Origin of the sequence: Arcanobacterium phocae, assembly GCF_900105865.1 — a bacterium.
GTDB classification, from domain to species: domain Bacteria; phylum Actinomycetota; class Actinomycetes; order Actinomycetales; family Actinomycetaceae; genus Arcanobacterium; species Arcanobacterium phocae.
In genome coordinates, this window is the sequence record NZ_LT629804.1 from 173208 (window position 1) to 192175 (window position 18968).

At 53.3% G+C, this 18968-nt stretch carries 20 protein-coding genes; 14 read left to right on the forward strand and 6 right to left on the reverse strand.

Annotated features, from left to right (window positions below):
* Positions 1-31 precede the first annotated feature (31 nt).
* From BLT51_RS00750 to BLT51_RS00770, 5 genes are read left to right on the forward strand one after another with little or no spacing between them, the layout of a single operon-like run.
* Positions 32-628 (forward strand): class I SAM-dependent methyltransferase, encoded by a 597-nt coding sequence (locus BLT51_RS00750; protein WP_172801286.1) that lies wholly within the window; start codon positions 32-34, stop codon positions 626-628.
* Positions 629-638: 10 nt separating this feature from the next.
* Complete coding sequence (locus BLT51_RS00755) at positions 639-1622, forward strand: 1,4-dihydroxy-2-naphthoyl-CoA synthase (protein WP_091282444.1); 984 nt, start codon at positions 639-641, stop codon at positions 1620-1622.
* Entirely contained in the window at positions 1622-2812 is a 1191-nt protein-coding gene (locus tag BLT51_RS00760) for an AMP-binding protein (protein WP_091282446.1), read from the forward strand. Before BLT51_RS00755 ends, BLT51_RS00760 begins: the two co-directional genes overlap by 1 nt.
* Positions 2799-3677 (forward strand): 1,4-dihydroxy-2-naphthoate polyprenyltransferase, encoded by an 879-nt coding sequence (locus tag BLT51_RS00765; protein ID WP_091282448.1) that lies wholly within the window; start codon positions 2799-2801, stop codon positions 3675-3677. The genes BLT51_RS00760 and BLT51_RS00765 overlap by 14 nt, the downstream gene beginning before the upstream one ends.
* Positions 3678-3724: 47 nt before the next feature.
* Complete coding sequence (locus BLT51_RS00770; RefSeq protein ID WP_091278727.1) at positions 3725-4156, forward strand: PLD nuclease N-terminal domain-containing protein; 432 nt, start codon at positions 3725-3727, stop codon at positions 4154-4156.
* A gap of 12 nt (positions 4157-4168) precedes the next feature.
* Here the strand turns inward: BLT51_RS00770 and BLT51_RS00775 are convergent, their stop codons facing one another.
* The 4 genes from BLT51_RS00775 to BLT51_RS00790 form a co-directional block, all read right to left on the reverse strand.
* Positions 4169-4831 (reverse strand): histidine phosphatase family protein, encoded by a 663-nt coding sequence (locus tag BLT51_RS00775; RefSeq protein WP_091282450.1) that lies wholly within the window; start codon positions 4829-4831, stop codon positions 4169-4171.
* Between the two features lie 26 nt (positions 4832-4857).
* Positions 4858-5334 (reverse strand): MarR family winged helix-turn-helix transcriptional regulator, encoded by a 477-nt coding sequence (locus BLT51_RS00780; protein WP_091278729.1) that lies wholly within the window; start codon positions 5332-5334, stop codon positions 4858-4860.
* Between the two features lie 183 nt (positions 5335-5517).
* Positions 5518-5616, reverse strand: coding sequence for a 30S ribosomal protein bS22 (locus BLT51_RS00785; protein WP_005504750.1), 99 nt, complete (start codon positions 5614-5616; stop codon positions 5518-5520).
* Positions 5617-5703: 87 nt separating this feature from the next.
* The gene (locus BLT51_RS00790; protein ID WP_091278731.1) at positions 5704-5919 is read right to left on the reverse strand and encodes a helix-turn-helix domain-containing protein; all 216 of its coding nucleotides are present in this window, start codon (positions 5917-5919) and stop codon (positions 5704-5706) included.
* 282 nt (positions 5920-6201) lie between these two features.
* Between BLT51_RS00790 and BLT51_RS00795 the strand changes: the two genes are divergently transcribed.
* The 3 genes from BLT51_RS00795 to radA are packed head-to-tail and all read left to right on the forward strand — an operon-like array spanning position 6202 to position 9774.
* The gene (locus BLT51_RS00795) at positions 6202-7647 is read left to right on the forward strand and encodes a TrkH family potassium uptake protein (RefSeq protein WP_091278733.1); all 1446 of its coding nucleotides are present in this window, start codon (positions 6202-6204) and stop codon (positions 7645-7647) included.
* A gap of 35 nt (positions 7648-7682) precedes the next feature.
* Positions 7683-8351 carry a potassium channel family protein gene (locus BLT51_RS00800; protein ID WP_091278736.1) on the forward strand — a complete coding sequence of 223 codons (669 nt, stop codon included), beginning with the start codon at positions 7683-7685 and terminating at the stop codon, positions 8349-8351.
* Between the two features lie 46 nt (positions 8352-8397).
* Positions 8398-9774 carry a DNA repair protein RadA gene (gene radA / locus BLT51_RS00805; RefSeq protein ID WP_091278738.1) on the forward strand — a complete coding sequence of 459 codons (1377 nt, stop codon included), beginning with the start codon at positions 8398-8400 and terminating at the stop codon, positions 9772-9774.
* Positions 9775-9776: 2 nt separating this feature from the next.
* On the opposite strand, the gene BLT51_RS00810 is transcribed toward radA, so the two are convergent.
* Positions 9777-10640: a hypothetical protein gene (locus BLT51_RS00810; protein ID WP_157672840.1), complete on the reverse strand. Its 864-nt coding sequence runs from the start codon at positions 10638-10640 to the stop codon at positions 9777-9779.
* A 93-nt stretch (positions 10641-10733) separates the two neighbouring features.
* On the opposite strand from BLT51_RS00810, the gene BLT51_RS00815 reads away from it, so the two are divergent.
* Genes BLT51_RS00815 through BLT51_RS00825 form a run of 3 tightly spaced genes read left to right on the forward strand, consistent with a single transcriptional unit; the run spans position 10734 to position 13616 of the window.
* Positions 10734-12212: an MFS transporter gene (locus BLT51_RS00815; protein WP_091278741.1), complete on the forward strand. Its 1479-nt coding sequence runs from the start codon at positions 10734-10736 to the stop codon at positions 12210-12212.
* Complete coding sequence (locus tag BLT51_RS00820) at positions 12199-12729, forward strand: TetR/AcrR family transcriptional regulator (RefSeq protein ID WP_091278743.1); 531 nt, start codon at positions 12199-12201, stop codon at positions 12727-12729. Before BLT51_RS00815 ends, BLT51_RS00820 begins: the two co-directional genes overlap by 14 nt.
* On the forward strand, positions 12726-13616 hold the full coding sequence (locus BLT51_RS00825; protein ID WP_231943955.1) for an HhH-GPD family protein: 891 nt from the start codon (positions 12726-12728) through the stop codon (positions 13614-13616). Before BLT51_RS00820 ends, BLT51_RS00825 begins: the two co-directional genes overlap by 4 nt.
* On the opposite strand, the gene BLT51_RS00830 is transcribed toward BLT51_RS00825, so the two are convergent.
* Positions 13617-14567 carry a sugar-binding transcriptional regulator gene (locus BLT51_RS00830; RefSeq protein WP_091278745.1) on the reverse strand — a complete coding sequence of 317 codons (951 nt, stop codon included), beginning with the start codon at positions 14565-14567 and terminating at the stop codon, positions 13617-13619.
* 180 nt (positions 14568-14747) lie between these two features.
* Between BLT51_RS00830 and glpA the strand changes: the two genes are divergently transcribed.
* The 3 genes from glpA to BLT51_RS00845 are packed head-to-tail and all read left to right on the forward strand — an operon-like array spanning position 14748 to position 18930.
* Positions 14748-16472, forward strand: coding sequence for an anaerobic glycerol-3-phosphate dehydrogenase subunit GlpA (glpA, locus tag BLT51_RS00835; protein ID WP_091278747.1), 1725 nt, complete (start codon positions 14748-14750; stop codon positions 16470-16472).
* A complete protein-coding gene (gene glpB, locus BLT51_RS00840; protein ID WP_091278748.1) occupies positions 16472-17671 on the forward strand; it encodes a glycerol-3-phosphate dehydrogenase subunit GlpB in 1200 nt (399 codons plus the stop codon). Before glpA ends, glpB begins: the two co-directional genes overlap by 1 nt.
* Positions 17668-18930, forward strand: a complete 1263-nt coding sequence (locus BLT51_RS00845) for an anaerobic glycerol-3-phosphate dehydrogenase subunit C (RefSeq protein ID WP_091278749.1) — start codon at positions 17668-17670, stop codon at positions 18928-18930. The genes glpB and BLT51_RS00845 overlap by 4 nt, the downstream gene beginning before the upstream one ends.
* Positions 18931-18968 lie beyond the last annotated feature (38 nt).

An 18968-nucleotide genomic window follows, 5' to 3' on the forward strand; every position in this document is an offset into this window, starting at 1 on the left:
TTTAGTCTGGATTCAGGTTAAACTGTCAGGCATGGATGCTCAGGGTTGGGAAGAAAAATATGCGTCAACTACACAATTGTGGCGCACGGAACCGAATCAGTTTGTTATCTCGCACTCCGCCTCTTGGCCAGCGGGAACAGCCGTTGATATAGGTTGCGGCGAGGGCCACGACGTCGTGTGGTTAGCTAAGCATGGCTGGACGGTTCACGGAATTGATTTTTCTGCTACCGCAATTGATCGGCTGCGCCAAGCGGCTCAGCACGCTGGGGTGACTGATCGCGTATCCGGGTTTGTTGGTGAAGCCGCTGAGATTTTTGCGCGCGAAGGCTGGGCGGATCTCGATCTGGTCTTGCTGTCTTTTCTTCACTTCGAGCAGTTGCCACAACTTATTGAGACGGTTGCGCAGGGCGTGGTTCCCGGCGGCCGGATCATGGTGGCAACGCATGCATTTGCCTTGCCGTGGCACCCGGCTTCGTTTGTTGCGTGGACTGGCGCAGACCTGATTGACCGCGTTCACTTGCCAGATTTCGGCGTGGAGTCTTCTACCCGGTTAGAAACGGAACTGACGGACAAGAATGTGACGCGAGTGGACGACGTCGTCGTGTTCCGCCGTCACATGGCACAATAGTCGTATGACTATTTCACCATTACCTGAGCAAGTTTCTGAGATTTTTGATCCGCGCCGGTGGCGGTCGGTCGATGGTTTTCCAGATGCTGATGTGACTTATCATCGTGGCGTGGAACGTGAATTTGCTACCGATGGGAGTGTTGTCAGCGAACGGGATCTACCTTTGGTACGTATTGCGTTTAACCGTCCGGAAGTCCGCAATGCGTTCCGGCCCGAAACGGTTGACCAGCTGTATCGCGCGATAGATCATGCCCGGTTAACTGGTGAAGTCGGTTGCGTTATTCTCACCGGTAACGGTCCGTCTACTAAAGACGGCGGCTGGGCGTTTTGTTCTGGTGGGGATCAGCGCATTCGCGGCCGGGACGGTTACCGTTATGACGGTGGCGACGACGATCCACAAGCCAACAAAGCCACTCGCGATTCGATTGATCCAGCACGGGCTGGCCGGTTGCATATCCTCGAAGTTCAGCGGCTCATGCGTAATTCTGGCATGATCTTCATTGGTGCGATTTCCGGGTGGGCCACTGGCGGCGGTCACTCGTTGAACGTGTTGTGCGATTTATCGATCGCATCAATCGAGCATGCTCGTTTTATGCAGGTTGATGCCAATGTAGGTTCGTTCGACGCCGGGTATGGTTCGGCGTTGCTGGCCCGCCAAATTGGCGATAAGCGGGCGCGCGAGGTTTTCTTCTTAGCACGCGAATATTCGGCGCAAGATGCCGAGCGTTGGGGCGTAGTCAATGAGGCAGTTCCCCACGCAGAGCTAGAAAACAAGGCGTGCGAATACGCCCAGATTATGGGGACGAAATCGCCGCAAGCCTTGCGTATGCTCAAGTTTGCGTTCAATTTGGCTGACGACGGCTTCGCCGGTCAGCAAGTGTTTGCCGGTGAAACAACCCGCCTAGCCTATATGACCGAAGAAGCACAAGAAGGCCGGGACGCATTCTTAGAGAAGCGCCCACCGCGCTGGGACGATTTCCCGTTCTACGCATAATGACGGCTCCCGATTCACCTTTCGTCCTCGCCTACGATGATCCAATCGTGGTGGTGTGTGACGGTAGCGAATTGCCGGCGGTCGAGGACTATGTCCGTGCTGGTTTAGCAGGCGAGCTTTCGGCTCCGCTTTTTATGGTCGGCCCGAATGTTGATCCAGCTCAGGCGCATGCGGAGATTGCGCACGCCGGCTATCCGGTAGGTACTGGATTGTTGATGCGCACCTCAGGTTCAACGTCTGGCACCGGTACAATTGTGCCGTTATCGTGGCATTCACTGCGGACCTCAGCACACGCTACCCATCAGGCTCTCTACGGCCCGGGACGCTGGCTAGCCGATTTGCCATTACACCATATTGCTGGATTCCAGACGATTGTGCGCTCAGTGCTCGCTGGTGTTGCGCCACTACACCAATCATTAACCGAGGTGCTGCCGTCCGCGGATGCAAGCCAACCAACCTATTGCTCGGTTGTCCCCACCCAATTACGCCGTATTTTGGCCGATAGCCGGCTAACCACCCTAGCCCGCTCAGTTGTGTTGTTAGTGGGTGGCGCCGCAACGCCGTCGTCGTTACTGGCTCAAACCCACGATGCTGGCCTGACCGTCCATACCTCCTACGGGATGACGGAAACATGCGGTGGCTGTGTGTACGATGGGCGACCGATCGGCGATGCTGTTATTGAGCTGACAGACTCGGGCCAGATTTCGATCACTGGGGCTATGGTGACTGGTGCCGGGTTGCTGACCGCCAGTGCGCAATCCTGCCCATTAACCGCTACGTACCACACCCGGGATCACGGTCGGTTCAACGCCGATGGCACACTCAGCGTCCTTGGCCGGATCGACGACGCCATCACTACTGGTGGCCTGACCATCATTCCGCATCTTGTGGAGGAAAAACTCGAGCAGCTCACCGGGATGCGGGCGATCGTCGTCGGCGTCCCTGATCAAATATGGGGTGAATCAGCGGTAGCGATCCTTGAACCAGGAGTTTCGCCTTTGTCTGGAGGAGCGGAAAAGCAAATCCGTGACCGCATCAAGCACAGTTTAGGGACTGGATGGCAACCGCGCCGGCTCGTCCCACTCGCTACCCTCGGATACGATTCTTGGCCGCTGAAAGACTCTGGCAAAATAGACCGCCGTGCCATTACCGCCGCTGCTCGCCTATACTTTTCATGTGGTAACAGTTAACGATTGGCTCGAAGGCGCTCGTGTGCGCACCCTCCCAGCAGCAGTTGCACCAGTAATTATCGGTGCCGGAATAGCGATTTTCGATTCAGGGTTTTCGCTCCCGCGAACGCTGCTAGCGGCGTTCGTCGCGTTGGCATTCCAGGTCGGCGTGAATTTTTCAAACGACTATTCCGATGGGATTCGCGGCACAGATGACGTCCGTCAAGGACCGCCTCGACTCACCGGTGGCGGCAAGGTTCGCCCCCGCGTCGTGCTCGTTATTGCCCTGAGTTTCTTCGCTCTTGCCTGCGTCGCCGGACTTACCTTAGTTGCCCTCTCCGGCCAGTGGTGGCTGATTGCGTTGGGTGCGGCTGCTACCCTCGCCGCTTGGTACTACACCGGCGGTTCTCACCCATACGGGTACATGGGTCTAGGCGAAGTTTTTGTGCTCGCATTTTTCGGCTGGATGGCAACAGTTGGCACTGCCTACGTACAAACAAACAGTGCTCCCTGGTATGCCTGGGCGGCTGGCACCGGTGTTGGCCTGATTGCCTGCGCGTTGCTGATGGTAAACAATATCCGTGATATTCCGAGCGACTCCCAAGCCGGCAAAATCACGTTGGCGGTACGTTTAGGCGATCGCTGGGCACGTATTTCCTACGCTGCCATGCTCATAGTCGCGGTTATTATCCTGAGTATTACCGAGATGATCATCGATGGCCCCCTAGCACTGCTGGGCATGATCTTGTTTGCGATACTTGCTTTCCCAATCAAACGTGTTAAGGATGGCGCGCAGGGTAAGGATCTTATCGTTGTTTTGAAATACACTGGCCTCTTTGAGCTACTCTATGCCATCGTGTTTTTCATCGTTTTTGCGCTCAGCTGACACCCGTGAGCTATCTTTACATCGAAAAGTTCAATAGACTATAAGACGTGGCTCGAATACTCATAGTTTTAACAGCGTTAGCACTTCACATCTACACTTTTATTGATGTGCTACGAACCGATCGCAATAAGCTCCCGGCACGGCTCCCTAAGGCAGCGTGGGCGGTTTTAACCCTTATTGTGCCGTTAATCGGGCCTCTCTTGTGGCTATTTTTCAAGAACCAAGATTTGTTCCGCTCTGGAACTACGCTATCGTCTGATTCTTTGCGTAAGCCTTTTGGCACCGGCACTAAATCGAACGGACCAGTAGCTCCCGACGACGATCCGGAATTTCTCGCGCGTCTTGAGGCCCGTAATCGTCGTCGTGCTTACGAGCAACAAAAACGAGCCGAAGCTGGCTTAGATCCAGAAGAAGAGTTACCAAAGGAAAGCGACGATTCCGACGACGACGGCGGACTTTACGGCAAGCACAGTGGCTGATGCCTACAAGAACTATTTCTTGATCTGTGCTTTCGACGTGCCTGGAACCATATCGGCCGCCTGATCGAGAATATCTTCGACCGGCTCCCAGTAATCCAACGAGATCAGTTGACGGCCAACGAACGTCAATGTTGTTACGGAAGCCAACGAGCATTCGCGCTTGCGAGGATCGTGAGCCAATGGGAGTCGCTCAATGAACCGACGCATGGTCCAGATCGGGAGCTGGTGGGAGACGATAATAGCTTCACCGCCACGTGCCTGAGTGATCGCATCTGAGATCGCGGCTGACATTCGAGCTACGATATCGGTATACGGCTCGCCCCATGATGGCTCTAGTGGATTTGCGTACCAGGACCAGAATTTCGGCGACGCCAGCTTCCACCGGTTGGAATTAACATCGAGCCCTTCGAACTTGTTGTCAGCTTCGATGACGCGCTCATCGGTCTTGATATCTAAACCAAAATGTTGTGCAGTTGGGGTACCGGTTTCAATTGCGCGTTCTAGCGGCGAAGTAATAACGGTACGAATATCATGCCCGTCAAATGCTTGGGCAAGCTTTGCAGCCATCTGGTGGCCTAGCTGAGTTAAATGATATCCAGGCTGGCGACCATACAGAACGCCTTCCGGGTTATCTACTTCTCCATGACGAACTAAGTGAACCGTTGTGATATCCATACGCCCTAGCTTACTAGATCGCGGGATCACTGCCCACAAACCCGCTTCTCGGTTTCTTCATCGTCAATGAGCTTGGCGAATATTTCGCCAATTGTTAGCAGTTCCTCGCGTGAGAGTTTATCGAGGAAATACCGGCGCAACGATTTAATATGTTGCGGCGTAGCCGACTCAAGCTTTTCTTGCCCTTCATCGGTGAGCCGACAAAAGATTCCACGCCGATCGTGCGGGCACTGGAAGCGCTGCACATATCCAGCTTTTTCCAGGCGCGCAACAGTGTGGGTCAGGCGTGAGCGTGAATGAACCAATCCGGTAGCCAATGATGACATTCGTGACTGCTGTTCTGGTTCTTCAGCAAGTCGCACAAGCACCTCAAATTCATGAAGCGCTAAGCCAAAGTTTTCAAGCCCGTCATGATTTATCGCATCATGTACTGTCGCTTGGCCACGCAGGAAGTTCCGCCATGCCTGTTGCTCTTCTTGGTCAAGCAATCGTGTTTCCGCCATGGTATGCCTACCCTAACTGAGTGAAATAATGTTTAATCTTTAACTATCTTAAATGGTTTTTCTTCTGATTTCAACCATTGACATCTTAGTTTAACCCGAGACACGCCCTAAAGCCACCTACCACTGAAGTGCTAACGTATTAGCGCAGATAGAAATCGAGAGCCCGTAGGCTCTCGATTTTCATCACTTCTTATTGCGACGCTGGTGACGAGTCTTGCGAAGCAGTTTGCGGTGCTTCTTCTTCGACATGCGCTTGCGACGCTTCTTAATAACGGAACCCACAGGTTACCTCCGGACTTGGAACTGCCGCGGCTACGCCGCGATTACGAACAGAACAGATTCTACATGATTTTGAGCTGTGCAAACGAATCAAGATCCGGATGCTTCACGGAAATCTACCGCCGCTCCTCCAGTAAGCAGTTGATCAACTGCCGATTTAGGAACGCGATACGAGTTGCCAACACGAACTGCCGGGAGCTCTCCCGAGTGGACCATACGATAGACAGTCATCCGCGAAACCCGCGTCATATCAGCAACTTCGGCCACAGTGAAGAACTGCGGTGTTGATGATGGGAGTTGAGCCATCTACGTGTCCGTTCTCGTATCGGCGAGCTTGGCAAGCTCGAAGGATTCACATTATTGGTGCTTCTTCTCAATTTCGTCCGTGGTGAAAAACGCCACGTACCGAAACACTCTGTTCTTAGTCGATTGTACCTGATATTCCCTCAACCCACACCTTAAACACTCAGGTTTGTTCGCTAGATTACGGCTTCCGGTACGCCATAAACCGCTATCAATGCCACATTTACAACTCGAGCGCGATAGGCTTGAAGGGATTTAATTTTCAGTTATCAAGGAGAAAAATTCGTGGCGCACGGAGTTCCTCCACAGCTGCCATCATCAGGCCGTGGACGCTTTGATATCCGCATGTCGTTAGGTCCCGATTCTGATACTGGCACTACCGGTCATTCAGTTCGTTCTTACATAAACTCCCTGGCACGGCGTTCCCCTGCTCGCCTAGCAATGCTCGTCTTTGCGGCCCTCATTCTTACTATCACCTTGCTACTGATGCTACCGTTCGCAACTCGCACCCCCGGAAGCACTTCTTTCGTCACTGCACTATTCACAGCAACGTCAGCGGTATGCGTGACCGGCCTGACCGTCGTCGACACTGCTACTCAATGGACAGTTTTCGGAGATATCGTTCTGGCTTTAGGTATCCAGATCGGCGGATTAGGCGTCATGGTCATTGCATCTATTTTGGCACTGGCGGTTTCCCGACACTTAGGACTGACGCAACGTATGCTCGCGGCAACGGAAACGAAAAGCCGGCTGGGCGACGTCGGAGCCTTACTGCGCGCTGTCATCGCAACATCACTGGTGGCTGAGACTGTTTTAACCCTTATCTTCTTGGCAACGTTCGTTGGCATCGATCCATCCTTTATAAGCGCACTGGGCCACTCCTTATTTATGGCTGTATCAACGTTTAACAATGCCGGCTTCGTAGTTTTAGCCGATGGACTTGGACAATTCGTTGGCAACTGGGCCGTAAGCCTACCGATTATTTTAGGAACGATCGTTGGGGCCGTTGGCTTTCCAGTTACGTTAAACATCGCTCAACACCTGCGCCACCCACATGATTGGACGTTACATTCCAAGCTGACACTCGTCACCTACGGTTCGATACTCGGCATTTCGATTATTGTGATCGGCTTGTTGGAGTGGAACAATCCGGCAACGCTTGGCGGACTAAGCGGGTCAGATCGAATTCTGGCAACGCTATTCCACGCTACTACCCCGCGTTCGAGCGGACTGGCAACGCTCGACGTCGGGCAAATGGAACAATCAACCTGGTTTTTCATTGACGTTCTCATGTTTATCGGTGGCGGATCAGCATCAACCGGCGGCGGGATTAAGGTAACAACATTTGCCGTGCTGGTACTCGCCATTGTGGCCGAAGCACGCGGTGATCGTGACACCGAGGCGTTTGGCAAACGCATTCCACCAGACGTCGTTCGTCTTGCTATTTCTGCTACCTTTTTGGGCGCATTTTTGGTGGGAACAGCAACGCTCGCTATCCTCCAAATCACCAACTATTCGCTTTCCCAAGTGCTGTTTGAAGTTATTTCTGCATTCGCCACCTGTGGACTGTCAACTGGTATCACACCTACTCTCCCCGAATCCGCGCAAATTATTCTTATCGTGCTGATGTATCTGGGACGCGTGGGAACGATGACCTTAGCCGCTGCACTTGCGTTGCGCAATCGTCGTCGGGTTATCCGGCTCCCAGAAGAACGCCCGGTTATCGGCTAACCTAGAATTGTCGGTATTCCAGAGAAAGAAGAGATATGGCTCGAGTTTCTAACGAAAGTCCAGATGCGGTTTTGGTGATTGGGCTGGGACGTTTTGGTTCAGCTATTGCAGTAACGTTAGATAAATTAGGCCGCGACGTGTTGGCGGTAGAGTCTGATCCGGATTTAGCCCAGCAGTGGTCGCATCGTTTCCGCGTGGTTGAAGCAGATGCTCGATCGGCTGAAGCGCTGCATCAGTTAGGCGCACAGGATTTCCAGATTGCTGTTGTTGGTGTAGGTACGTCGCTCGAAGCCAGCGTGTTAATCACCGCAAATTTGGTTGACATGGGGATGCGGGAGATCTGGGCGAAAGCGACGTCGCGCGAACACGGCACAATTTTGCGGCGTATCGGCGCCAATCATGTTGTTTATCCGGAATACGACGCCGGTCAGCGCGTAGCCCACATGGTTTCAGGAAAAATGCTTGACTATATCGAGATGGAAGACCAGTTCACCATCGTGAAGATGTTGCCACCGAAGGACATGATTGGCTTTACCCTAGAGCAAAGCCGGATTCAAGAGCGGTTTGGGGTGCGGGTGATCGGCGTGAAATCACATGGGCAACCGTTCGAATACGCAACCCCACAAACACTAGTGTCGAGCGGGGATACGCTGATTGTTTCGGGAGAGCCGACGTTGCTAGAAACATTCGCCAACCGGCTGTAACGCGGTGTTCTGAAAATGTGTCGGACCTGGTTGGTAGGGTGTGGCTATGGCGAAAACTAAAGCATCTTTTGTTTGTACCGAATGTGGCTGGACTACCTCGAAATGGGTAGGCCGGTGTGGCGAATGCCAGCAGTGGGGCACAGTTGTGGAACATGGAACTGGCAGCATTGCACGCACTGTTATCCCGTTGACTCCGCATAGTCCGGCACAACCTATTACTGATGTCAGTAGCCAAGCGTCGGTTAAATCGCCTACTGGCGTTAGTGAGCTTGATCGGGTACTTGGTGGCGGCATTGTTCCCGGTGTGGTTATTTTGCTCGCTGGTGAACCAGGAGTAGGTAAGTCTACGTTATTGCTTGATGTGGCAGCGAAGGCCGCAGCAGAAGCTGCTACAGCTGGCAAGAATCCGGTGTTATACGTGACGGGAGAAGAATCTGCGTCACAGGTTCGTTCCCGTGCAGAACGCATCGGTGCGTTGCATCCGCATCTGTTACTTACTGCAGAAGCTGATTTGGCTCGAGTACTTGGCCATGTGGAGTCTTCTCGCCCATCGTTGTTGATCGTTGATTCTGTTCAAACGATTGCTGATCCGGATGTAGAGGGCTCGGCTGGCGGAGTGGCTCAGGTTCGGGCAGTTACGGCTGCGTTAGTTAATCGCGCTAAGAGCTCAGATCTTCCAATAATTGTGGTCGGCCATGTTACTAAAGAGGGCTCGATCGCTGGCCCGCGGGTTTTGGAACATTTGGTTGATGTGGTCTGCCAGTTCGAAGGCGATAAACATTCACGGTTGCGCATGGTGAGAGCAGTAAAGAATCGCTATGGCGCTTCCGACGAAGTGGGCTGTTTCGAGCTGATTGATTCTGGTATTCGGGGCCTTGCAGATCCGTCCGGGCTGTTTTTAAGTGCCCGTAATCTTACTGTTCCTGGCACCTGCGTCACTATCACGCTAGAGGGACGCCGTCCGATGCCGGTAGAAGTGCAGGCACTACGGGTTCCAGCCGGTGGCCCACCGCGGCGTACCACCTCCGGCGTTGATTCTTCCCGAGTTGCCATGATGATAGCTGTTTTGCAGTCACGATTGGGCATTGCATACGATCGGTCCGATGTTTTTGTTTCCACAGTTGGTGGCGCGAAAGCCACTGAACCCAGTGTAGATATCGCTACTGCACTCGCGCTTGCTTCTGCCGCAGCAGATTTACCGCTAGCTCCTGGTGTTGTGGCGCTTGGTGAAGTGTCGCTGACTGGAGAGTTACGCCCCGTCGTCGGCATCCAGCAACGGATCAACGAAGCTGCCCGGCTAGGATTTAATATCGCCTTGATTCCAGCCAGCGCAGATAATGTATCCGCTCCGGGAAACCTAACAATTCGGAGAGTAGCCGACGTCAAGCAAGCAGTAAATACGGTTCTCCCAGTTTCCCAGTAGAGCTACTCAGCAGGTTTAGCTTCAGGTGGTGGCGCAGGTGCGACCAGCTCAAAGGCATATCCTTTAGCTGTTAGTTCTTCGCCAAGATAGTATACGCGGGCAATATACGTTCCTGGATTTGCAGGAGTCGTCGTTGAGCAGAGCTTGCCCGAATACATTCCATTCCAGGTAATTTTTTGGTTAGATTCAACATCTTTACTCAAGAGTAAGCGCGGGGCGGAAACACCTACGTCACACGTGGCTGAATCGAAAACTTTCAGATCACCAGTTTCAATCGTGACCTTGAAATCTTTAGGACTAGTTTCCATCACGCACGGAGCTTTACTCCGCGAATTCTTTACCTTAATCCCAATATTCACTGGCCGCCCAGAGACTGAACCCTGATGAGACAACGTGGCCGACAAATCGTCAACAGAGCACGGCACCGGATCAAATACTCGTGCCGGGTCAGGTGGCGCAGTTTGCTCTTGAATCTTTTGTAGCGAAAAGGACACCAGCCAGATCGTAGCTGCTATCACCACTATCGCACCCACAACACCAGCGATCCGCTTCCTTGTCCGACGGCGCCGCAGCAAAGCCTCCCGACTGGCCTGCGCTCGAGCGGCTCTCCGACGCTGAACCGTTGGATTCACGCGCTTATTTTCCACCCTGCGCGGACGAGCTTGGACAGTTCGTGGACGTTGCTCTTGGTTACGCCTGCGCTCCGAACGCTCCATAGGCGTTCGATTAGTCGCCGACGACGGCGTTGGACGCCCGCCCTTGCGTGGAGGACGAGAACCAGGACCACGTTTAGTATTCACATATTCAACCGTAGCTGGCGATCGCCGTTGAACGAAACGTCCACGCCGATACATGTTCTGGCTCACGCGATTTTGTTGCTAGCTGAATGAGTGAGAGATCGATGACGAAACGCCAACCACGCTTCATAACCATACCGAACGTTCGGTACAGTTACGGTTATGTTGAATGCTCGTTATGATTCTCCACTTTCTGCACATCGTAAGTGGCTTTTCTTAGCTGTACTCAGCTCCGGCTTATTCCTCGTCGGAGTCGATAACTCTGTCCTCTATACTGCGCTTCCCCGCCTACGCGAAGTATTACATGCGTCGGAACTGCAAAATCTGTGGATCATCAATGCCTACCCACTTGTTTTAGCCGGACTCTTACTCGGCACCGGAACCCTAGGAGACAAAATCGGTCATCGACGAATGTGGATGATCGGATTAATCATCTTTTCGTTCGCATCATTGGCAGCGGCTTTTGCTCCAGGTCCGTGGTGGCTGGTAGGAGCTCGAGCTATCCTCGGGTTTGCAGCCGCAACACTGATGCCAGCCACACTGGCACTGATCCGCACCACCTTTTTAGATCCTCGCGAGCTGGCCACCGCCATCGGTATCTGGGCGGCCACCTCAACGCTCGGTGCAGCCACCGGCCCAGTTATCGGAGGCTTCTTGCTTGAACATTTCTGGTGGGGTTCTATCTTCTTAATCAACATTCCGGTAGCTATCGCAGCTTTTATTGCAACGTTTGCGATAGCACCACCTAATCAAGCTAACCCAAGCAAACACTGGGATTTCATTTCGAGTGTGTACGCCATGTTCGCCATGCTTGGCATGGTCATGTTCATCAAGGAAATCTCGGGTCAACAAAACCTGTGGGTCGTAGTTATTTCGCTAGCAACTGGCATCGTTGGCGCAGTAGCTTTCAAGCTCCGGCAAGACAAACTCATCGAACCACTCTTGGAATTCGAAATTTTCCGATCCTGGATGTTTACCGCAGGAGTCATTTCCGCTGGTATGACACTTTTTATTTTGGGTGGATCTGAACTGATGACAACCCAGCGTTTCCAATTAACTGCTGGATTCACTCCGCTCCAAGCTGGAATGCTAGTAGCTGTGGCGGCGCTATCGTCATTCTTCACGTCAGCTATCGGCGGCGCAATCGTTCACATCATCGGATTCCGGACTCTTATCTCCGGTGGCTTAGTTACGTCCACCCTAGGGTTAACCGCGATGTACTTCGGTGTTTCACACACTATGTTGTGGCTAACTATTGTTGGTCTGGCATTAATGGGTGCTGGCGTAGGATTAGTTATGAGCGTTTCATCTACCGCGATTATCGGCTCTGCACCGCGCCGCAAAGCCGGCATGGCAGCAGCGGTAGAAGAAGTCTCGTACGAAATTGGCACCGTCGTAGCTGTGGCAATAGTTGGTAGTTTGTTGCCGTTCTTCTACCGAATCAATGTGCCGGAAGAAATCAGCACATCGATTTATGATGGGTTAGCTCATCCAACGTTAGCCGATACTGCCCGCGCCGGTTACGATGCCGCGTATCTGGATATTATTTTACTTATCATCGTCATCACGATTTTTGCCGCACTGGTTACCGCCTATGCTTTGCGTGGCAATCCAAAGGAGACGCCTTATGCGCACGAATAAAAAGACCGACATCCTCGACGTGATCGTCGAGATTATCGAAGAATCTGGGGTGGCTGGCGTAACTTATGATGCGGTTGCTACCCGGAGCGGAATGAGTAAATCTGGACTGATTTATCATTTTCCGTCACGTGAAGAGATGATTCACGACGTTCACGAACATATGGCTCAGTGCTGGGAACAACGTTTGCTTGACGCAGTTAGGGACGACGACGCCGACGACGTCGCTACGAAACTTCGCGCTAATTTAGCAGTATCGCAAAATGCAGCCACCCGAGCTGAACTCATGATGACGATTGACGCTTCTTCTGACCCGCAGATGTATTCGATCTGGGCGGATAAACTTGACCAGTGGACGTGTTCTCCAGAAAACATCACAACCGACGAACAAGCCTGCCGAGCCTATCTGGTCCAGCTCATAGCCGATGGTTTATGGGCACATGATTACATTAACGGGCGTCACCTCACCACAAAGCAGCGTGAAGCACTCGCACAGGCAGCAGCTAACCTTATTCCATGACGATGCCGGAAAATTCATCTCTCTACCACGATTTAACAAACTGGTTTGCTAGCGAAGCCCGCCCCTTGCCGTGGCGACAAACTCGCGATCCGTGGGCAATTTTGTTATGCGAAGTTATGAGCCAGCAAACCCCAGTATCGCGGGTTGAACCAACCTGGCAAGCCTGGTTAGAACGGTGGCCGACCCCAACAGACCTTGCAGCTGCGACCCCAGCAGACGTTCTATTAGCGTGGGACCGAATGGGCTACCCTCGTAGAGCCTTGCGGCTACGCGAATGCGCACAAGCAATCGTCCAACAATTTGCTGGGAATGTTCCACGGCAGCGGGAGGACCTGCTGAGTTTGCCTGGAATTGGTCCCTACACTGCCGACGCAGTGCTTGCTTTCGCCTATGAGGACTATTCGGTCGTGCTCGATACAAATATCAGGCGAGTCTTAGCACGCTGGCATGGCGAGGCACTGCCCGCCCCAACGCAAACTCAGGCCGAACGTAACCGCGCTAGTAGTTTTGTTCCTACTGATCCAGCACAAGCATGGCGTTGGAACGCTGCGATTATGGAATTTGGCGCACTGGTATGTACGGCACGGAATCCGCGGTGCGAGGAGTGTCCCGTCGTCGACGTATGTGAATGGAAAAAGGCTGGCTACCCAGCCGATGCTTACGCACCTACTCGGACAACTCAGAAATGGGTCGGTACGAATCGGCAAGCGCGCGGTATGATTATGAAAATTTTCCGTGCACAACCATCCCAGTCGTTTGCAGAAGAAACCTTAATCGCACGTAGCCAGCTTCCGAGCCAGCGGTTTACGCCAGCATTGTCCGGGCTGGTAAGCGATGGCCTACTCGTTCAGACAAAAGCTGGACACTACCGTTTACCACATAACTAACTAGCTAATTTCACGTAACCGCGCGGCAGCGTCTTCGTCAATAATAAGATCCGTTACTACCCCGGCACGCAACGCCGCCCGAGCAGCCACCACTTTATCAATACCCGAAACAACACAGATCCGGCGTTTAATATGCGACAGCTCATCCGGTGTTGGCCCAGAGGCACGTTGATTAATCGCCAAGTCTCGCCAGGTTCCATCAGCCCGCAATAAGACGGTACAGACGTCGCCAACAACGCCGTCGTCTTTGATAGCCATGAGATCTTGCGGGCTAAGATAACCGCCCGAATACACGAGCGAAACATTGTGCCCGGTCATGGACCCAACCCCGAACACTGCTACGTCTGCCGAAGCTTGGAGTTTGCGTACCGACGCAATGGAGCGCTCGCGCCACAAGGCTTCTTTGGTTGCAGTGTAGTCAAAGAACGCTGGAACCGAAAAATGCTGGACCATGCTGCCGTGGGCTCGCCCGAAAGCTTCCATGATTGCCCCCGCATAAGGGATCCCTGTTGTTGACGGATTCGCGGCTCCGTTTAGCTGTACCACAACCGATCCGGCGGCCTGCCGTGGCACTAGATGATCGGCAATAGCGGAAACAGTATTGCCCCAGGCCACTCCAATTACTGTGTTTGGTTCCATTAATCCTGAAATGAGCACACCAGCCATTTGAGCTACCGCGTTCAGACGACGTACCTCGTTGGCCTGGAACGGTACTGGCACCACGTGAGTTCGCACATTATATGTATCGCTTACCCAGGTAGCAATAGTGGAAGCAACTTCCTGCGGCGGATGCAAGGTGATCTGCACTAACCCTTCATCGCGAGCTGATTTGATGAGACGAGAAACCGTAGAGCGCGAAACGTTTAACCGGCGAGCGATAGTTTCCATTGTTTCACCTTGCACATAATGCATCATTGCTGCTTCATATGCGGTATTTACGCGTTCTGCCATATCTCATCTTTCTGCCACTCCAGTGAATACGGAACACCTCTCACTCTACATGAACGATCGTGCACAGTTGTTCATGATCCAAAAATTAGGGTCACTTAATGAGATGAGTGCACCATAAAACATTACAGTAGAACCAGGTGTGCAACGATGCGCACAAATAAAGAGTGAGGAAAAGATGCCATGAAAACATTGTCAACCGATGTTGTGGTAATCGGCGGCGGTGCCACCGGTGCTGGCATTTTGCGCGACTTGGCTATGCGTGGATTTAACGCAATACTGCTAGAACGCGCTGATGTTGCGCAAGGAACGTCCGGCCGTTTCCACGGCCTGTTGCACTCCGGCGGACGCTATGTCGTGTCGGATCCCCGATCCGCAACCGAATGCGCCGAAGAGAACGCCATTATCCGACGGATCCATTCTGATGCAGTCGAAGAGACCGGCGGTCTGTTCGTTGTTACTCCAGAAGATGACCTAGAGTTCTCTGATCGGTTCTTGCAAGGCGCCAAAGACACTGGTGTGCCATGCGAAGAAATTTCAGTCAGCAAAGCATTGCAGTTGGAACCACGTCTCAATCCGGGAATCAAGCGTGCTTTCGCCGTCGAAGACGGTGCAGTTGATGGCTGGCGTATGTGCTGGGGACTTATCGAATCTGCCCGTGCACTCGGCTCCCAAGCTCTGACCTATCACAAGGCCACCAAGATCATTCATACCAACGGCACAGTTTCTGCAGTCATCTGCCAAAATGAGCGAACTGGTGAGCAGATCCACATCAACTGCCGGGCAGTACTCAATGCAGCTGGTCCGTGGGCAGGCCAAGTGGCAGCCATGGCTGGCGCACACGGCGTCGACGTCGTCCCCGGCCGCGGAATCATGATCGCCATGAACCACCGCCTCTCCCACCGCGTCATTAACCGGTGTATCCATCCGGCCGACGGCGACATTATCGTCCCAGCTCACACCGTATCCATCATTGGCACCACCGATAAGGCCGTTGAAAACCCCGACTTCCTCGAAATTGAGCATGATGAAGTTATCCAGATGCTCAACGCTGGCGAAGTCCTTATCCCTGGATTCAAGAACTCTCGCGCAGTCCACGTTTGGGCTGGCGCACGTCCACTTGTCAAGGACTCACGCGTATCGTCCACCGATACCCGTCACATGTCCCGTGGTATGGCGATTATTGATCATTCCGAACGCGATGGCATTTCCGGAATGTTTACGATTGCCGGTGGAAAACTCACCACATATCGTCTTATGGCGAAGAACGTGGTTGATGCACTTATGGAACACTGGGGCGAAAACCGTCCGTGTACCACCGAAACCGAAGCCGTCCCTTCGGCTAAAGGCAAGCGCACGCACCGCAATTCTGACCGGCTGGCTAAGGTTGAAGCCACCCGCGATCAAGATTCAGTACTGTGCGAATGCGAGCTTGTTACACGGTCGATGATTGAAGACCAACTCGCTGCTCAGCCGGAAGCTAACTTGGACGATGTTCGCCGGCAGACTCGCCTAGGAATGGGTCCATGCCAAGGCACCTTCTGCGCGATCCGCGCTGCTGGCGTGATGCATGAGGTCTATCGCAAGGCAGAAACTACTACTGCTGAAGGCTCTGCCCCAGCAGCTGCCGACCGCACCTCAACGATGCTCCGGCTATTTACCACAAACCGTTTCGACGGCGTCTACCCACTGCTGTATGGCGAGCAAATGCGTGAAGCTGCGCTCAACCAGTGGATTTTGCAGGGCACTCTTGACATTGACCACCTCCCGGCACCAAGTTCCGAAGCGAAGCTGGCAACTGGAGATCTGGCAATGGTTCACGGCCGGCCAACTCCACCTAAGACCCAACTTGTTGGTCCACGTATGGCCCACACTGACTCCTCGGTTAACGAAGAAGGTGACAACTGATGAAAATTGTGGTTGTAGGCGCAGGACTCGCTGGACTGTCCACCGCTATGATGTTGACCGAAGCAGGACACCGGGTAGAGATCGTTTCTAAGGGAATCGGCGGATTGTTGTTGTCTTCCGGCGGCCTGGACGTTTACGGTTGGACCCCTGACGGTGTACCCGTGTCCCAGCCGTTTGAGAAAGTTGCGGAACTTAGCGGTACTTCTCATCCTTATGCTCAGATCGGAGCAGATGCTGTCCGCAAGGGCATCGGCTGGCTCAGTTCCCGAATTCCAGCATTTTCATTCCCCGCTGGGGAAGAATCGAACGCGCTAGTGCCGACGGCGGTGGGTGCAGTTCGCCCAATGCTCGGCTTACATTCAACTATGTCTGCGTTGGAAGACGGGCAAAAGCTCGTCGTCGTCGGACTTAAGCAGTTCAAGGACTTCCCAGCACAGCTGATCGCTGATAACCTCAGCCGGTCCCCGCTGGTTGACGTTACGGCACGAGCAATCACGATCAGCTTGGATATTCGTTCGCACGAAGCCGATTCAGCGGCAACGAATATTGCCCGTTTCTTAGACACTCCGGGAGGGCGCGAAACGTTTGTTAGCGCTCTGCGCGGGCAGGCACAACCGGATGAAATTCTGTTGGTCCCAGCCATGCTTGGACTAAAGCCACAAAGCTACGAGCACATCGTTGCATCTTTAGGCGTACGGATTAGCGAAGTCCCCGTAGCACCGCCGTCAGTTCCGGGCCGTCGTATTAACGACGCCCTAGTCCAGGCAGCTAAAGCTTCTCGCGTGGACCTCTCGAACAACGCACAAGTCATTGGCTGCGACCACGAAAATGGCCGTATCACCGCGGTTCATATTCAGCGCGCTGGCCGAGTTACCGTGGCTGAAGTCGATGCGGTCATCCATGCCGGTGGTGGTTTTGAATCTGGTTCACTCACCCGAACCCCGGAAGGTACCATTTTTGAACGCGCTTTCGATCTCCCTGTACACCACGCTGAGAATATTTTCAGCTCTGGAGTGCTCGTAGACGAGAAGATGCACCCAACCGATGAGGACGGCAACGCCGTCTTCCACAATATGTACTTGGCTGGATCTATAATCGGCGGGGCACATGCCCCAGCAGAAAAGTCCGGCGAAGGGATCGCGTTAGGTTCAGCTTGGGCGGCAGCTCATGCTGCAATGAGCGAAGGAGAAAACCGATGAGCCTGGAATACGCCAAAGCGTCTCTGGCGCGTATGTCCCTTGATTCGTGCGTTAAGTGCACGATCTGTGAATCTCAGTGCCCCGTTATTCGGGCAACGGATTTGTTCACCGGCCCGAAGTTCGTCGGTCCACAAGCTGAACGTTTCCGGGCGGGTAAATCTGTCGATTATTCGCTCGATTACTGCTCCGGCTGCGGTATTTGTACGACGTCGTGTCCACAAGGCGTGAAGATTGCGGAAATCAATGCGCAAGCGCGTGCAGTGATGAAAGCTGATCACATGCCGATCCGTGATCGCATCATTCCAGAGACCATTCTCGAAGGCATGCTTCTAACTCCGGTTGCTCCAATCGCAAACGTGGTATTGGCTAACAAGCCTATCCGTACGGTCATTGAAAAAGTTGTGGGAGTACACCGGGACGCACCAATGCCAAAGGCGCGGATGCAAACCTTCCACGGCTGGTACAAGAAGCACAAGCGGCAACGTGACCAAAAGTTGGGTGCGGACTACATTGCACCACGTGGACCGCTCGTGTTCTTCCACGGCTGTGCAGGTGGCTATTTCGAGGTTGAAACATCGAAGGCTACCGTTGAAGTTCTGGAATACTTAGGCTACGAAGTGCTCGTTCCAAAGCAAGGCTGCTGTGGCTTGGCACATCAATCAAACGGCTTGTTCGGCCGTGCAGAATCACAGGTTAAGAAGCTGGCGCGCCAGCTTGCCGATGCCGGCGAAGGCCTCACCATTATTGGTTCTTCTGGTTCTTGTGCCGGTATGTTGCGCCACGAAGCTCACGAAATTATGGGCGTGGACGATCCGGTGCTAAACGACGTTGGTTCGCGCGTTGTGGAGCTGTCTGAGTTCTTGCTCGAATTGATCGACAAGGGCGAATTCCCAGTCGAAGATTTGCATCACTGGGATATCACTGTTCCATATCACCAGCCGTGCCAGGTGAAGTCCCAAGGTATTGGTATGCCAGCAATTCGCATGATGGAAACCATTCCAGGAGTTAAGGTGGTCGAGTCTGGCGAACCGTGCTGTGGTATTGCCGGAACGTATGGTTTGAAGAAGGAAAAGTACGAAGTCGCACAGCGTGTTGGTAAGCCACTGTTCGACATGGTCAAGAGTACTAATCCTCGCCTGGCTGCGTGTGAGACCGATACCTGCCGTTGGCAGATCGCCAAGGGCACCGGCGCGAAAGTTGTTCACCCGGTGCAGATTATGCATCACGCGCTTGGGCTCGGGAACGTCTTTGCTAAGTAAGCATTAATTCACAGTTGACAATGCCACGGCACCTCGTC

Coding starts and splice junctions, on each gene's coding strand:
- BLT51_RS00780 (WP_091278729.1), bottom strand. CDS start 5,334: ATGGCGGAAACACGATTGCTTGACCAAGAAGAGCAACAGGCATGGCGG.
- BLT51_RS00830 (WP_091278745.1), bottom strand. CDS start 14,567: ATGGCAGAACGCGTAAATACCGCATATGAAGCAGCAATGATGCATTAT.
- BLT51_RS00845 (WP_091278749.1), top strand. CDS start 17,668: ATGAGCCTGGAATACGCCAAAGCGTCTCTGGCGCGTATGTCCCTTGAT.
- BLT51_RS00815 (WP_091278741.1), top strand. CDS start 10,734: ATGTTGAATGCTCGTTATGATTCTCCACTTTCTGCACATCGTAAGTGG.
- BLT51_RS00775 (WP_091282450.1), bottom strand. CDS start 4,831: ATGGATATCACAACGGTTCACTTAGTTCGTCATGGAGAAGTAGATAAC.
- BLT51_RS00750 (WP_172801286.1), top strand. CDS start 32: ATGGATGCTCAGGGTTGGGAAGAAAAATATGCGTCAACTACACAATTG.
- BLT51_RS00790 (WP_091278731.1), bottom strand. CDS start 5,919: ATGGCTCAACTCCCATCATCAACACCGCAGTTCTTCACTGTGGCCGAA.
- radA (WP_091278738.1), top strand. CDS start 8,398: ATGGCGAAAACTAAAGCATCTTTTGTTTGTACCGAATGTGGCTGGACT.
- glpA (WP_091278747.1), top strand. CDS start 14,748: ATGAAAACATTGTCAACCGATGTTGTGGTAATCGGCGGCGGTGCCACC.
- BLT51_RS00760 (WP_091282446.1), top strand. CDS start 1,622: ATGACGGCTCCCGATTCACCTTTCGTCCTCGCCTACGATGATCCAATC.
- BLT51_RS00820 (WP_091278743.1), top strand. CDS start 12,199: ATGCGCACGAATAAAAAGACCGACATCCTCGACGTGATCGTCGAGATT.
- glpB (WP_091278748.1), top strand. CDS start 16,472: ATGAAAATTGTGGTTGTAGGCGCAGGACTCGCTGGACTGTCCACCGCT.
- BLT51_RS00825 (WP_231943955.1), top strand. CDS start 12,726: ATGACGATGCCGGAAAATTCATCTCTCTACCACGATTTAACAAACTGG.
- BLT51_RS00800 (WP_091278736.1), top strand. CDS start 7,683: ATGGCTCGAGTTTCTAACGAAAGTCCAGATGCGGTTTTGGTGATTGGG.